We start from the raw sequence: 15,049 nt of genomic DNA on the forward strand, positions 1-15,049 counted from the left end.
TTTGGCAAAAAATAACCTAGTCCGTTGTGGACTAGGTTATTAAAAACACATGATTTTCAGTTATTCTCTATTTATAATTTCTTCTACGTACTATATGACTTGTAATAGCGATCAAAATTAAAACAATCAGAGTGAGAACTGTAACCGTTAATACCACTCTACTTATAATAGGAGAGTTTCCATTTTCAGTTGTACTAATTCTCAAAGGAGTTTCTGTTTCAGGAATAGTTATTTCCTCTTCCATAGTAGTATCACTATTTTCTACAACTGTACTAACGGCTGCATCTTCTCTAACTGAATTGTCTGTAGCACTGGCAGTTATTTGTATTGCAACCAATAACGCACAAACCACCCCAAAAGATATGCAGATTCCTAATAATCTATGTATCATTTTCATATTAGTCCGCCTTTCTCTTTCTGTTTATATTATATGCAACATACCAAAAGACTAAACACATACCAACAACAAATACAAAACTACAAATTGCTGATGGTAAAATCGAACTATCTTTATTAGACCCTGAAAGTGGTGTATTTGCATCTTCAACCACAACCATATCTACTACACTATTTTCAGGTTCCATGGTTGTCCCATCTAGTAACTCATCCATTTCTGTTCTCCTATTCTACTTTTATATTTGTAATATCACAGAAATAATGGCATAACTATGCCCCCAAATGTTATGCTAAATCACTTAATAAACGAAAGATAGATGTATGGCAAAATAAACTATTTTTTGGCAAAAAATAATACTCAGAGCTATTGTCTGAGTATTGTATGTTATCCGATATATTGTTCGAAAACTATGTTTCTATAACGATTAGTTTAACGGTTAATTAATCTTGATGATTAATTAAAGCCTACTATCTTCTGAGCAATCTTATATGCTGTGACAGAAACCACTCGTCCACCGTGGCCAGGAAGATTGGTGGTAGCACACATAAATCCGTAGCGAAGCTTACGATAGAGGTAATAATCGTAAGACTTAATATATTTCCATAAATCGTGGCGCTTCTGCTGATGCTCCTTTGTACCACTCTTCATAAGAAGCACTGTGGAAATAACAGTAATCATCTCCAAATAATTGAACATGTACTTTCTAACATGGGAGTTTTTAATATTCTTATAATCATAAGCCTCAAGCATAAGCTTATTAACTCTAATCTGCTGATCAATACGAGAAATCATAACCTTCTCGTTTACTGACTGATCATCTCTACCGATGAAGTAACGGTAGAAATCCACGTCGAGATAATACATAGTCTTAACATATGGAAGTGGATAATAAACATAGAGATTATCCACATAGAATGTATGCTTTGGAAGTTCCATTCCACAATCTCTCAAAAGCTTTGTTCTATAAATTACAGAATGCATGAGAATGTACTGTCCCTTTCTAAAGTGACCGCAATCATCCCATGTAAAATATGTATTCTTAGGAAGGTTTGAATATGACATAACCTTTTTATGAGTAGCACCTTCCTTATCATATACGAAGTTAGAAACCAGCATATCCAGATTCTTTCCATTTTCAACTGACTGTCGAAGAACCTTTAAAACCTTATCGTATGCTTCCAAATCAACCCAGTCATCTGAATCCACTACCTTAAAGAAAAGACCTGTTGCATTCTTAAGACCAGTATTAACGGCCTGTCCATGACCACCGTTTTCCTGATGAACAGCCTTAACAATAGTAGGATGCTCCGCTGCAAGACGGTCTGCTATTTCTCCAGTATTATCTTTTTGACTTCCGTCATCTACGATTATGATTTCAACATCCTCTCCACCATGAAGAAGTGTCTCAACGCAGTGTTCCATATATGCTGATGAATTGTAGCATGGCACTGCAAATGATAATAGTTTCATTATTATTTATTCTCCTTAAAACATCAAAATCTGCTTTGATTTATGCACTTTTTAACAACTAATTTTAACAAATTCTAGAATTGTATTCAACTTATACAAAATTTCAAAATCGTTATAATACTTGTTGAATTTTCAAAGAAACCAATATATAATAACTGAGTTTCTGTTAAATATATTATTTGTTCTAAATAATAGGGGATGATTATGACAAAAGAAATCGACGGTTTTATCTCTGATCTTCCTACGGGATGTATCACAGAATCCGATATTTTTACCGATACAGGTGCACTTCTTTGCCCAAAGATGACAATCATGGATCAAAAGATGATTGATTCTCTTTCTCATTACAAAGGAAGAATTCACGCTATTGTTTCATGTGAAGGTACTTCAGATGAAACATCAAAATATAACACCTACATAAATAACCTTAAACCAGATGAAGACTACTCTATTGAATTTGAAGATTCTTTCAAGCAATATGCAGTTGAGTCATTGTCTATGCTCTACTCTAACCTTGAAGATGTTGAAGGTCTTACAAGCGGTGTTAAAGAGCTTGGTAATAAGGTTTGCGAAATAATAGATAATTCAAAAGAACTTTCCATTAACCTTTCAAAACTAAAAGTTTGTGACGAATATACATACAAGCATTCTGTAGATGTTGGTACAATGGCTGGTGTTTTAGCAAAAGCACTTGGTGAATCAAGCGAGTTTGTAAGAGATATTACAGTTGCAGGTTTGCTCCACGATATTGGCAAGGAAAAAATACCTAATGAAGTACTCAATAAGCCATCACGCCTTACAGATGATGAGTTCATCGTTATAAAAACTCATCCTGTACATGGCTATAACATATTACGAGATACCACAAGCATAACAGAAGAAATTCGTCAGGGTATTCTTAACCATCATGAAAATGTAGATGGTACTGGTTATCCAAGAGGCTTACGTGGGTCTCAGATTGGAAAAATGGCTGAGATAATCTCCATTGTTGATGTTTATGATGCACTGGTTACTAAGCGCTCATATAAGGATGCCAAGACTCCTGCTCAGGCAATCGAGATTATGTTTACAATGAGCAATAAGTTCAATAAGGAGTATTTCAAGGCATTCCTTTCAATTGTAAACATTTATCCAAATGGATCTACAGTAACACTTAGTAATGGAGATCAGGCTGTAGTGCTTAAGCAGAATCGTGCTTATCCTCTCCGTCCAATCATTAAGTCAATTACAAAGAAGTTAGTGGTGGATTTAGCTACTAATCACGATTATTTAGCTACTGTAATCGTTGCTTAATAAGCATTAGAAAAGGGGCTCGCAAATGCGAGCCCCTTAAATTTTACCTATTATTCAGCTTCTACTGTAGGTTCTGTCTCTTTCTTCTTCTTTAAGTATGTCTTAATAGCACGATACTCAAGGAATGCAATAAGTGCGATAAGAAGAGCATCTACAGCGTAAAGAATCTTAACCCATGTAGGTGCACCAGTGCTAACCTCTGTATCGTATGCACGGCTGTTTACAACTGTGTAAAGAATGTTCTTTGAAGCCTGTCTCATAGCGATTAATGAAGTTGCAGATTCCTGATCAGTAACTGTAGACTGTGGAGTCTCATAAGTTGCAAGCATAAGGTCGCAACCGTTTCTAATCATTCTGTCTGAATCCTGGTAACCATAGCCACCAAAGTAATCTGTTTCAGCAAGACCTCTGAATCCCCACTCGCCACGAAGTACTGTGTTAAGAAGTGGTGAGCAAGCCTCTGCTGGAATTGTACCAATGTTGTTGAATGCAACCATTGTTGCAGCTGGGTTAGAGTTCTTAAATGTAATCTCAAATGACTTTAAGTAAATCTCACGGAGAGACTGCTCATTAAGCCATGTGCAAAGGAATCCTGTACGGTTTGTCTCCTGATCATTTGTAGCAAAGTGCTTTACGTAAGAGTATACACCGTGCTCTCTAGCACCCTGTACAGCGTTTGCACACATCCAACCTGCAAGAACACCATCCTCTGAGTAGTACTCAAAGTTACGTCCTGCAAATGCGCTTCTGTGTGTGTTTGTAGCTGGAGCATACCAACCAGATACATCCATTTCATCAGCCATCTGACCGATTGAATCACCAAATGCGTGAGCTAAATCCTTGTTCCATGTGCAAGCAATCATAACTGCTGCTGGGAAACCGATAGAACCCTGACCTGTAAAGTTGTTGTTGATTGAAGCAGGACCATCACAATCGTATGTCATAACCTTGCCGATCGAATCAACTGCTGAAGTCTCATATCCACCAAGTGCGATAAGAGTGTTCATATCTGCAGCTGTAAGCTCGTCAAGAAGCTCATCCCACTTAGCATCGTCATAATCTACACCACGAAGGTCTGCAAGCTGAACGCCATTGTCAGCACCTGTTGTAGGCATAGCATCTGAATCATTGTTGTAATCTGTTGGATCGTAATTTGTCTCGTTGAAATATGTAGCCTTAAGCTCATCTCCCATCTCAAATGATGTAGGAGCTGCTGTTGCTACGTCGTAGTTAGCAAATCCATCTGCTCTTGAAAGGTACTCGAAGTTCTCGCCCTTTGCAAAATCAAACTGATTTGTTGCTGCAACCTGGTCAGACTCTCTCTTGTTAGACTCGTCATAAACTACTGTAGATGCTACTGTAACCTTGTCTGTAGCAATCTTGTTGTGTGAATCTGAGTTGATAGAAATCTCATAATCACCAGCTTCAAGTACATAGCAGCCTTCACCGTCTGTGTCGTATGAAGCCATATCCTCAAGTGCGAATGAAACTGAGATTGTCTCAGAAGCACCTGGCTCAAGTGTGCTAGTCTTTGCAAACTCGATAAGGTTTGCTGCAGACTTCTCGATGCCACCGTTTGTATATGGAGGTTTGTAGTAAACCTCTACAACATCCTTACCAGCAACATCACCAGTATTTGTAACTGTTACGTCAAAGGAAACTGTCTTGCCATCTGTAGAAACAGCACCCATTTCCTGCTTGAAAGTTGTATAAGAAAGTCCATAACCAAATGGATATACAACTGTGCTGTCATAGTCGAATTCCATGTTGCCAGCCTCTGCCTCAGCGAAAGCTGTCTCATAGAATCTGTAACCAACATAGATGCCCTCTACGTAGTTAACGAATGTTGGATAAGACATGCCGCCCTCAGCGAACATATTCTCATATCCAAACTCAGACATATTTGTGTAATCGAAATCACCAAAGTTGTTTGCTGTTGGTGTTGAAAAAAGGTCAGCTACAAATGTATCTGCTGTCTTTCCTGAAGGATTTACCTTACCCGCAATAATCTCGCCAAGTCCGTCAAAACCTGTCTGACCTGTACCTGGGCAGTAAAGAACTGACTTAATCTGTGAGTAATCATTTACGAAGCCAAGCTCCATAGCGTTAGCTGAGTTAACAACTAAGATTACTTTATCAAAGTTTGCTGTAACTTCATCAAGGAGAGCCTTCTCTCTGTTTGAAATCTCAAGATAAGACTTAGATGCATCTAAATCATCTGCCTGGTCTGAGTAACGAACACCAGAAGCACCAAACATACCCTCTGTAGAGAATGTGTCTGCTCCATCATAGCTCATTGGAAGGTCTGCACCTTCACCACCTGAACGAGCGATATAGAAAATTGCTGTATCAGAGAAGTTCTTAGCATCAGTAATGAGGCTACCATACTCTGAAACCTTTGGTTCAGGAATTGTCCAATCCTGTCCCATCATACCTACTGTAGGTCTTTCTGTTCTCCAACCTGTGTAGAAATCTACAAGATCCTGGTTGTACTCGATACCTGCATCAGTAAGTCCTGTAAGGAAATCTACTGTAGGATAAGCTGCTGAAAGAGCGCCTGAACCTGTACCACCGTAGATTGGGTTTGTTGAAGACCAGCCAAATACGTTAACCTTTGCACCGCTTTCAAGTGGAAGTGCCTTGTCATCATTCTTTAAAAGAACAATACCTTCCTCTGCGATTTCTGTACAAAGTCCCTTTGCCTCTTCAATGGCCTCTTCTGAGATTGTTCCACCACCCATGGCCATATTTACCATTGAGTAAAGTGGTGACAATAAAATGTTTGAAACCACGATAACCAATGTAAGTAAAACTGCAAGCCAAGCCTGCTTTCTAATGAAACCTCTAAGTGGCTTCTTAACCTTAAGCACCGCGATAGTGCAAATAATTGCAAGAGCAAGTACTACACCGATAATTGTGAGCTGTACTTTAATCTGCTCCAGGACGGCAATTACGTCCGAGATGTTGATAGATAACATTCTTTCTTCTCCTTCCTTTTATAACTACTCGGTGGTTTTTGGTGTCTCTGGGAAGATGATCTTATTAACAAAGAAGAACACAACCATAGAAACGCCACCGTTGAGTACTGTTGTACCGATGTTGTATACGAATGGGGCAACAAATTTGCCAGCCACTGCAACCCAAATACAATTGATTGAGTTTACAATGCATGTGATTACGATGAATGCAAGTACATACCATGCAATCTGCTTTCCAGCTTTGTCGTGATTACGGAAAACCCAAAGCTTCTGGATTGGGAAATTGATGCACTCACCAATAACCATTGCAACCATGTATGCTGCGAAATATGCTAATCCACCATGTGCATCGTCATATCCTAATATATTCCACTGGAAAGTCTCACCAAATAAAGTGATTTCTTTTCCAGGCCATCCAAATGAGCGGGTTCCTAAAAATGCAAATGCGGCTGGCAAAAATGTAAGTAATAAATACTTAAAAACTGTAATGGCATTACTTACAATTACAAACAAGCCTCCTTCACGAACCCACTTAGCAACTGCAGGATGCTTATCTGCAAAATTATTCCAAAAATTCATTTAACTTCTCCTTAATCTCTCTTCATATTTCTTATTTTCACGGCGGTTTCTAAAGAAGCCTCCGATTACTCCACCAAGTCCGCGGAAGAAATGTCCATTAAATATGGTTACAATGGATTCTGTCATCTCGCGGGATACCATTCCACCAGTCATCTTACTCATTGCTCTAAATGGCATATTGTAGATGAACATGATGTTCAAATCAGGAATTCCCTTCTCATATGACTGGTCAAGCTTCTTCTTGAGAATTCGGTAAACTAAACGCCCAATTCCACTCTTTGCATCCTCCATCTGACAAAAAGCATCGTTGATATCAAGTGGTCCAACCTTTTCCTCTGGAAGAGGCTTAGCATAAAGCTTTTCGAACTCCTCATAGTGAACATTGCGAACCTTTCCTGACTTATAGCTAGGAAGTGTATTGATATCGTATGGCAACTCTGTGATTGTGCCTTCCTTTGTGATTGTGCCTGTAAGCTTAATATCTGATACGTTTGCACCAACGTAAATTTGATATTCGCCACCTTCAATCTCCCACTTGTTGGAAACAGTTGAGAAATAACGGAAAGTCTTATCATCAAATGGAATTTCTACGTCAGCTGCCTGGCCAGCCTTGATCCATACCTTCTTAAAGCCCTTGAGCTCCTTCTTAGGTCTGATAAGTCCTGACTCTGCCTTACCAACATAAAGCTGTGCAATCTCCGCACCATCACGCTTACCTGTGTTTGTGATTGTGAACTTAACACCATCTGCTGAAACAGTAAGTGCTGAATATTCAAATGTGGTGTAGCTAAGTCCAAATCCAAATGGGAACTGAACTGCCACATCAGCTGTATCGTAATAACGATATCCAATAAATGGTCCCTCGCGATACTGAAGATTTCTCTTCTCTGTACCAGCGTAGTTATAAATCGAACAATCCGCATACGCGAATGGATAAGATTCTGTAAGCTTTCCTGTAGGAATCTCCTTACCAGTGATGATATCAAGAAGAGCTGATGCTCCTGCCTGTCCCGTAAGATATCCATGAAGAAGTCCCTGAAGATTATCAAGCCAAGGCATCTTTACAGAGGAACCAGCACTCATAACACCAACAATATGCTTGTTGAATACTGTAAGGCTCTCAAGCTCCTTAATCTGATACTCAGGAATGTCGATTGACATTCTGTCGCCGCCCTCAGACTCTGCAATTTCGTCAAGTCCGAAGAAGAATAAAACAACGTCAGCTTTCTCTGGGTCATCAACCACATTAAGGTCGTAATTCTTAATCTGCTCTGCAATAGTCTCTACCTTTGTAGAATTAACCTGAGAGCTTCCTGAACCCTGATAACGAGGTTTTTCTACGAAAGGTCCTCTTAAGCAAACCTTTGTGCCGGCTGCAAGTGGAAGAATATCCTCATCATTCTTAAGAAGAACTGCTGAATTAACAGCTGCCTTTCTTGCAATTGCATGATGAGCTTCCTTATCAAATCCCTTTGTATGATCATTCTCTTTAAAGTAAATTGCTGCCTCGATAATAGGTAAGATAGCTTTATCGATTTCTGCCTCTGTGATGCGACCTTCGCCCTCTGTAGCAGCCTTAATAAGCTCTCTTGCTGAATCAAGTCCAGGATTTGGCATCTCAACATTTGACTGGCACTTAACACCAGCAACATGGTCGTTGCTTGCGCCCCAGTCAGTAACTACGATGCCATCAAATCCCCATTCATTTCTGAGGATATCTACAAGAAGATGCTCATTTTCATTTGCATACTTGCCATTAACCTCGTTGTAAGCAGACATGATTGTCTTAGCGCCACCTTCCTTAACAGCAATCTCAAAGGCTGTAAGGTAAATCTCACGAAGTGTACGCTCATCCACAACTGCATTCATTGCCATTCTACGATACTCACGAGAATTTACAGCAAAGTGCTTTGGGCAGGAATATACGTGCTTGCTCTGAATACCTCTTACATAAGAAGCAGCCATCTTTCCAGCAAGAATTGGATCCTCTGAGAAATACTCAAAGTTACGTCCACATAATGGAGAACGTTTCATATTAAGACCAGGTCCTAATAAGACATCAACGTTCTGCGCAACTGCTTCTTCACCAAGTGCTGCACCAATTTCTTCACCAATAGAAGGGTCCCAACTGTTAGCAACTGTAGCTGCTGTTGGAAAACACGTAGCTGGAAGTGAAGCATTAAGACCAAGATGATCTCCTGCACCTTCCTGACGTCTCAAACCGTGAGGGCCATCAGAAAAAGTAATTGACTGAATATCCAAACGAGGGATATCTCTTGATTCCCACTCATTCTTACCGCTTAAAAGTGCGGCCTTCTCCATAAGTGTTAACTTTGAAATTATTTCTTTAGCTTCCATAAATCCTCCATTAGTCCGGTGTCTACGGTCACAAGCCTAATGATTTCCCGCTCATCTAACACGATTCGCTCAGAAAATATTAGAGCTTGTTACCTGCCACCTCATCGAATCATGAGTTTAATATAGCACGCAATAAAAAAGACAAGTCGCCCCAAAGGACAACTTGTCAAAAATCCGTGATAACTTGCATTATGAATTTTTATTAGCTAAAAGCACCTTTACCTTGAACCATCCATCATCGTAGCTACAATTCATAGCACCACCGTACTTCTCAGCAACCTGGTTGATTGACTTTAATCCAAAGCCATGCTTAACATTATCAGCCTTTGAAGTCTGAGGAAGATTGTTACTTCTAAAGATACGCTTTCGCTGACTACTCCTCAATCTTACATTTGTACCTTCGGAATAGTTTTCACATTCTACTATTATAAATTGATTTCGTCTTCTGACAGACAAGGTGATAAGGCGCTTTTCTTCATTCTCTACCTGCTGAGTGGCCTCGATAGCATTATCAAGAATATTACCAAAAAGCGAGCAAATATCCTTTACGTGAATATCCGCCAACAAATCACCATCTACCATTGCATTTAATGTGATGTTTTTCTTCTGACACTGAAGACTCTTTGTGGTAAGGATAACATCAAGTACCTTGTTTCCCGTATTCATAAATGATTCCTGGATGGCTATGGACTGCTCCATATCCTCAAGAACCTCTGCGCGGCGGGCAGGGTCATCCTCGTTCTTTAGAGCCATAAGATAATGCTTCATGTCATGCATCTCTTTTCTAAGAGCTTCTGAATTATCTACAGCCAGCTTATACTGCTCATACTGCTTTTGGAAAAGCTGGTTGATCTCGTTACTTTCATTCCTGAGAGTAAGCTCATTTCTACGGCCCATCTGGGTCATTAGCATAAGCATTCCTCCGAAATCAACCAATGTTCTTACGTAAAGCATATTTTCTGTAGCTGAAAATGGTGTACGGCTACTTACGAAGCTAAGGTTTGACATGATAAAACAGCCTATACCTGTAATCACAACGCTTATAAGCTCCCTGTTATTAACATTAAGGTTACGATTTGGAGCAATATTTCCACGCTCAATTTTGAAATATACACTGTATGTAATGGCATAAACCACTGCCATTATAAAAAATGAGCCCATAATAGTCTTTTGATCAATGAATCTGACAATCCACACATAAAGCTGATTATAAAGACTGGCTGCAAACTCAGCCAATACAAATGCGTGAGTTGTAAGGACTCCACAATCCTTAGGCTTTATATCCAACACTTCATAAAGAGACACATACATCAATGCAACTGCACCTATCATTGCCGGTATCCAAAAGGAAAGTGACAATAACCCCGCTATAAACTGGAATAATGTAAGCAATGCAAAGGTGAGCACACATTGAATTACAAACAAATAATCATTGTGGCGTCTCTTGTAAATATTGAAATAAACAAAAACCGCCAGCCATTCGGCAATAGCGGTAAAAAATCTTGGTGTGTCCTGTAATTTTACTGGGTCTAAAAATGCGGATAAATTCATATATTAACACCTCTTCTAAAGAATATCTTCAGTCAACGCAGCCATAAATTCTTTCTTTTTTGCACGGCTGATTGGAAGTGTGATTCCATATTTAAGAAGCACTTCTTCCTTCTGAATAGCATCCACACAAGAGAGATTGACGATGTAAGCATTATGGCACTTGCTAAATCCATGCGGACTGAGCATCTCTTCAAATTTCTTCAGTGGGCCTGCCGTAGTGTAATCTGCTTCCTCACAATGAATGATTACATTATTTCTCTGGCTTTCAATATACAAAACATCATCACAGTCAAGCTTAATCTGCTTATCATCCACAGAAACCTTAATATATACGTGCTGCTGTTTTGCCTTAACTCTGGATGTAGCCTTATCAAAAAGCTGCTCGAACTGAGTAAATGGAACAGGCTTTAGAACATATCCCAAAGCATCAACAGCATATCCCTGCACCGCATACTGAACAGTGGAGGTGATAAAGATGATGATAACATCAGAATCAATCTTACGTATCTTCTCTGCGGCTGCCATTCCATCTAAATGCTTCATCTGAATATCAAGCAAGATAATATCAAACTGTCCCTTGTAATCATCTACAAGATCCATTCCATCAGGCAAGTGGGTAATTGCAAACTGCTGCTTGCGCTCATCACCATATTTAATTATGTATTTTCCCAGAAGCTCTGCCTGAGCTTCCTCGTCCTCGACTATGCATACGTTAATCATGTAACTAAAATAACATAAATATTATTTTTTAATCAAGAATTTCTATACTAGTACATTAATGATGATTTTAACTCAGAGGTTTAGTCTATGGCTAAACCTCTTTTTATTTTAAGGGGTGAAAATGGGAGTTTTACTACCTGAATAGATTTTGCTTATAGAGGTAGTAGTTTTTGATTTATAAACTACTGCCTATTTTGATAGTTTTTCCTGAGGTAGTAAAAAGTTACTACCTGTGTTCATTTCTTGTATATAGGTAGTAGAATATCTAAAAAAATTTACTACCTTATCAAATTAGTAGGTCTCAGGTAGTAAATGCAATGGGCTTTGCCACAGTCCTATTTTTTTGAGCTTGTTTGCCTAGTATCTGCCAAAAGAGGCGCTGTCAAGAGGCGGCGAAGCCGAGCCGCCAGGCCTTGCACTTGACTGGGACTCTTGGCAGATAGAATGAACAAAGCTCAAATAAAAAGAGGTTTAGCCATAGACTAAACCTCTGCGATAAACTCATCTTTACTTATCATTCATCTTTGCAAGCTTTGCAGCCTGATCAGCTGCGATAAGTGCATCTAAGATCTCCTGGATATCTCCATTCATAATCTTATCAAGCTTGTAAAGTGTAAGGTTAATTCTGTGGTCTGTAACACGTCCCTGTGGGAAGTTGTATGTACGAATCTTCTCGGCACGATCACCAGTACCAATCTGTGAGCGACGCTCTGCTGCCTCAGCATCCTGCTGCTTCTGTAACTCTAAATCGTAGAGCTTTGCACGAAGGAGTGCGAAAGCCTTTTCCTTATTCTGAAGCTGTGACTTCTCTGTCTGGCTGTAGATAACAATACCTGTTGGGTAGTGAGTAAGACGAACAGCTGAATCTGTTGTGTTGACACACTGACCACCGTTACCAGAAGCACGCATAACGTCGATACGGATATCCTTCTCTTCAATCTGGATATCTACTTCTTCTGCCTCAGGCATAACAGCTACTGAACATGTAGATGTCTGGATACGTCCCTGTGACTCTGTCTCTGGAACACGCTGTACACGATGTACACCTGACTCGTACTTAAGGATAGAGTATGCACCTGTTCCCTTAACCATGAACTCGATGTTCTTCATACCGCCAATACCTGTCTCGTCTGCCTCAAGAAGCTCAACCTTCCAACCGCGTGACTCAACATAGTGTACATACATACGATAAATCTCTGCTGCGAAAAGAGCTGCCTCTTCACCACCGGCACCTGCACGGATTTCCACAATAACGTTCTTATCATCGTTAGGGTCCTTTGGAAGAAGAAGAATCTTAAGCTCCTGCTCAAGACGCTCAACCTCAGCCTTTGACTCATTTAATTCTTCCTTTGCAAGCTCCTTCATCTCCTCATCTGTCTCCTCCTCAAGAAGAGCAAGTGAATCCTCGATGTTCTGCTTGTGTGAACTATACTGCTTATAAGCTTCTACGATAGGAGCTAAATCTGACTGCTCCTTCATAAGAGCTCTGAAACGTGCATTATCATTTGCAACATCTGGCTCAGAAAGAAGGTTCATAACCTCTTCATATCTAAGTACTAAATCTTCTAATCTATCAAACATGCTTTACTACCTCCATGTTATATATGTCCTTTAACTACTCTGTCGTTTCCAGGGAGATCCTTAACAACCTCTACATCCTTGAAACCTGCTTCTTCGAATAATGCAGAAACATCCTGTCCCTGGTCATATCCGATTTCAACTAAAAGCCAACCACCTTCATTGAGATACTCTCTGGCGTGAGCTGTAATCTCTCTGTAAAAGAACAAACCATCCTCTGTGCCATCTAAGGCAAGACGAGGTTCGTGATCTTTAACCTCTTCTTCCAACTCCTCCACATCCGCAGTGCGAATATATGGTGGATTGGAAACAATAGCGTTGAACTTACCAGTAACTGGCTGCCACAAATCGCCTTTTTCAAAGACGACCTTTGCTCCAACAAGGCGCTTGCCATTCTCTCTTGCAATCGTAAGGGCTTCCTCAGAAATATCTACACCAATTCCTGATAGTCCCTGTCCAAGCGCAACAAGAGAAATAATAACACATCCGCTGCCTGTACACAAATCTAAAACGTGACTTCCAGAAGGAATGACCTTTAACGCCTCTTCTACAAGTGTTTCTGTGTCCTGTCTTGGAATAAGAACATGCTCATTTACCCAAAAGCTTAGCCCCATGAAATCCTGCTCCCCAGTAATATGCTGGAGTGGAATATGCTGGGCTCTTTTACAAAGCACATCCTGATATTTATATAAAGTAAGCTGGTCTATTTGCTCTGTCTGCTTCAAAAAATACTGAGCCTTTGTCATTTCACTGACGAATGAGAGCAAAAGCCATGCATCTATCTTCGCATCTGCAATCCTTTCGGATTCAAGTATAACAATACCTTTATCTAAAGCTTCTTTATATGTCATTTAGAAACATCCCTCATTTTCTTCTTGGAACTTCTTCCAGTCAAAAACTGCCTCGACGGAAGCTATGCCTACTTCAATCATGTCGTCATCAGGTTCCATAACCGTAAGACGCTGTAACCACAAGCCTGGTTTGGAAATGATTTCCACAAAACCATTGTCATATCGGCCTGCAAGTCGAATGAACTCATAAGAAATTCCTGCGATAACTGGGATAAGCAAGAGTCTTGCAACGAGCTTAAGCCATACGTTATCAAAGGATATAAACATAAAAACAAAAACAGATATTATAAATACTATAAATATAAAGCTGGTGCCACATCTCTTGTGGAATCTAGTGGAAGTTCTTACATTTTCAACTGTAAGAGGCTTTCCTGCTTCCACACAATTAATGCATTTGTGCTCTGCACCGTGGTACATGAAGGTACGTTTTATATCCTCCATGCGGGAAATCACCACCACATATCCAATGAAAATAGCAATTCTGATGATTCCCTCTATAAAAGCAATCAATGCCTGTGAAGCAACAAACTTATTTAAAGCTAATGAAATAAAATAAGGCAATGCAAAAAATACTGCCATGGCCATAACAAATGAAAGAACTAAAATGCCTCCCATCTCAGCCTTTTCTTTCTTCTCAAGCTTTGAAAGCTCCTCTTCAGATAATTTTGATTTATCTACTGTATCCTCCTCATCTTCAAAAAATGAAGCCGAATACATAAGAGTGCTAAGACCTATTGTCAAAGACTCAATGAAAGAAACAACACCTCTGATGATTGGAATCTTGTGCCAAACATCATTAGGGTCCCTTGTATTTTTAACATCTACGACTATCTCTTTGTCTGGCTTACGAACCGCAACAGCATATTTAGCGCCGTTACGCATCATGACGCCTTCCATGACAGCCTGACCGCCTATTCCTGAATACTTCATTACCTCTCCTATACACGACAAAAGGGCTGAGATCAAACATCTCAACCCTTAAAAGTCCATAAAACAAACTACTTTGCGTCAATACCGTACTTCTTGTTGAACTTGTCAATACGTCCACGAGCCTGTGTAGCTTTCTGCTGGCCTGTGTAGAATGGATGACACTTTGAACAAATTTCTACGTGGATGCTCTCCTTTGTAGAACCTGTAACGAATGTGTTACCACAGTTACATGTTACAGTAGCCTGATAATAATCTGGATGGATACCCTGTCTCATTGATTTTCACCTCTCATTTAATAAATGTTTACAATTTCCAACTGTAAGTATAGCTGTTTAAATGCGAGG

At 39.7% G+C, this 15,049-nt stretch carries 13 protein-coding genes; 1 reads left to right on the top strand and 12 read right to left on the bottom strand.

What is annotated here, in order from left to right; all coding sequences use genetic code 11:
• Positions 1-67: 67 nt before the first annotated feature.
• The 3 genes from BUA88_RS05015 to BUA88_RS05025 form a co-directional block, all read right to left on the bottom strand.
• A complete protein-coding gene (locus BUA88_RS05015; protein WP_072913539.1) occupies positions 68-397 on the bottom strand; it encodes a hypothetical protein in 330 nt (109 codons plus the stop codon).
• A gap of 1 nt (position 398) precedes the next feature.
• Positions 399-611, bottom strand: coding sequence for a hypothetical protein (locus tag BUA88_RS05020; protein ID WP_072913542.1), 213 nt, complete (start codon positions 609-611; stop codon positions 399-401).
• Positions 612-850: 239 nt separating this feature from the next.
• Positions 851-1,867, bottom strand: coding sequence for a glycosyltransferase family 2 protein (locus BUA88_RS05025; RefSeq protein ID WP_072913544.1), 1,017 nt, complete (start codon positions 1,865-1,867; stop codon positions 851-853).
• Between the two features lie 204 nt (positions 1,868-2,071).
• Between BUA88_RS05025 and BUA88_RS05030 the strand changes: the two genes are divergently transcribed.
• Positions 2,072-3,160 carry an HD-GYP domain-containing protein gene (locus BUA88_RS05030; protein ID WP_072913546.1) on the top strand — a complete coding sequence of 363 codons (1,089 nt, stop codon included), beginning with the start codon at positions 2,072-2,074 and terminating at the stop codon, positions 3,158-3,160.
• 50 nt (positions 3,161-3,210) lie between these two features.
• On the opposite strand, the gene BUA88_RS05035 is transcribed toward BUA88_RS05030, so the two are convergent.
• The 9 genes from BUA88_RS05035 to rpmE all read right to left on the bottom strand — a co-directional run bounded on the left by BUA88_RS05035 (position 3,211) and on the right by rpmE (position 14,980).
• Positions 3,211-6,138: a glycoside hydrolase family 3 protein gene (locus BUA88_RS05035; protein ID WP_072913548.1), complete on the bottom strand. Its 2,928-nt coding sequence runs from the start codon at positions 6,136-6,138 to the stop codon at positions 3,211-3,213.
• A gap of 24 nt (positions 6,139-6,162) precedes the next feature.
• Complete coding sequence (locus BUA88_RS05040) at positions 6,163-6,717, bottom strand: GtrA family protein (RefSeq protein WP_072913550.1); 555 nt, start codon at positions 6,715-6,717, stop codon at positions 6,163-6,165.
• Positions 6,718-9,075 (bottom strand): glycoside hydrolase family 3 C-terminal domain-containing protein, encoded by a 2,358-nt coding sequence (locus BUA88_RS05045; protein ID WP_072913552.1) that lies wholly within the window; start codon positions 9,073-9,075, stop codon positions 6,718-6,720.
• A gap of 189 nt (positions 9,076-9,264) precedes the next feature.
• Complete coding sequence (locus BUA88_RS05050; RefSeq protein ID WP_072913555.1) at positions 9,265-10,626, bottom strand: sensor histidine kinase; 1,362 nt, start codon at positions 10,624-10,626, stop codon at positions 9,265-9,267.
• Between the two features lie 15 nt (positions 10,627-10,641).
• On the bottom strand, positions 10,642-11,346 hold the full coding sequence (locus BUA88_RS05055) for a LytR/AlgR family response regulator transcription factor (protein ID WP_072913557.1): 705 nt from the start codon (positions 11,344-11,346) through the stop codon (positions 10,642-10,644).
• A 507-nt stretch (positions 11,347-11,853) separates the two neighbouring features.
• On the bottom strand, positions 11,854-12,927 hold the full coding sequence (gene prfA, locus BUA88_RS05060) for a peptide chain release factor 1 (protein ID WP_072913561.1): 1,074 nt from the start codon (positions 12,925-12,927) through the stop codon (positions 11,854-11,856).
• Between the two features lie 17 nt (positions 12,928-12,944).
• The gene (prmC, locus tag BUA88_RS05065) at positions 12,945-13,775 is read right to left on the bottom strand and encodes a peptide chain release factor N(5)-glutamine methyltransferase (protein ID WP_072913564.1); all 831 of its coding nucleotides are present in this window, start codon (positions 13,773-13,775) and stop codon (positions 12,945-12,947) included.
• On the bottom strand, positions 13,776-14,705 hold the full coding sequence (locus tag BUA88_RS05070; protein ID WP_072913567.1) for a DUF1385 domain-containing protein: 930 nt from the start codon (positions 14,703-14,705) through the stop codon (positions 13,776-13,778).
• Positions 14,706-14,773: 68 nt separating this feature from the next.
• Positions 14,774-14,980: a 50S ribosomal protein L31 gene (rpmE, locus tag BUA88_RS05075; protein ID WP_015550865.1), complete on the bottom strand. Its 207-nt coding sequence runs from the start codon at positions 14,978-14,980 to the stop codon at positions 14,774-14,776.
• Between the last annotated feature and the right edge of the window lie 69 nt (positions 14,981-15,049).

Origin of the sequence: Pseudobutyrivibrio xylanivorans DSM 14809 (genome assembly GCF_900141825.1) — a bacterium.
Taxonomy (GTDB): Bacteria; Bacillota; Clostridia; order Lachnospirales; family Lachnospiraceae; genus Pseudobutyrivibrio; species Pseudobutyrivibrio xylanivorans.

Coding starts and splice junctions, on each gene's coding strand:
- BUA88_RS05015 (WP_072913539.1), bottom strand. CDS start 397: ATGAAAATGATACATAGATTATTAGGAATCTGCATATCTTTTGGGGTG.
- BUA88_RS05020 (WP_072913542.1), bottom strand. CDS start 611: ATGGATGAGTTACTAGATGGGACAACCATGGAACCTGAAAATAGTGTA.
- BUA88_RS05025 (WP_072913544.1), bottom strand. CDS start 1,867: ATGAAACTATTATCATTTGCAGTGCCATGCTACAATTCATCAGCATAT.
- BUA88_RS05030 (WP_072913546.1), top strand. CDS start 2,072: ATGACAAAAGAAATCGACGGTTTTATCTCTGATCTTCCTACGGGATGT.
- BUA88_RS05035 (WP_072913548.1), bottom strand. CDS start 6,138: ATGTTATCTATCAACATCTCGGACGTAATTGCCGTCCTGGAGCAGATT.
- BUA88_RS05040 (WP_072913550.1), bottom strand. CDS start 6,717: ATGAATTTTTGGAATAATTTTGCAGATAAGCATCCTGCAGTTGCTAAG.
- BUA88_RS05045 (WP_072913552.1), bottom strand. CDS start 9,075: ATGGAAGCTAAAGAAATAATTTCAAAGTTAACACTTATGGAGAAGGCC.
- BUA88_RS05050 (WP_072913555.1), bottom strand. CDS start 10,626: ATGAATTTATCCGCATTTTTAGACCCAGTAAAATTACAGGACACACCA.
- BUA88_RS05055 (WP_072913557.1), bottom strand. CDS start 11,346: ATGATTAACGTATGCATAGTCGAGGACGAGGAAGCTCAGGCAGAGCTT.
- prfA (WP_072913561.1), bottom strand. CDS start 12,927: ATGTTTGATAGATTAGAAGATTTAGTACTTAGATATGAAGAGGTTATG.
- prmC (WP_072913564.1), bottom strand. CDS start 13,775: ATGACATATAAAGAAGCTTTAGATAAAGGTATTGTTATACTTGAATCC.
- BUA88_RS05070 (WP_072913567.1), bottom strand. CDS start 14,705: ATGAAGTATTCAGGAATAGGCGGTCAGGCTGTCATGGAAGGCGTCATG.
- rpmE (WP_015550865.1), bottom strand. CDS start 14,980: ATGAGACAGGGTATCCATCCAGATTATTATCAGGCTACTGTAACATGT.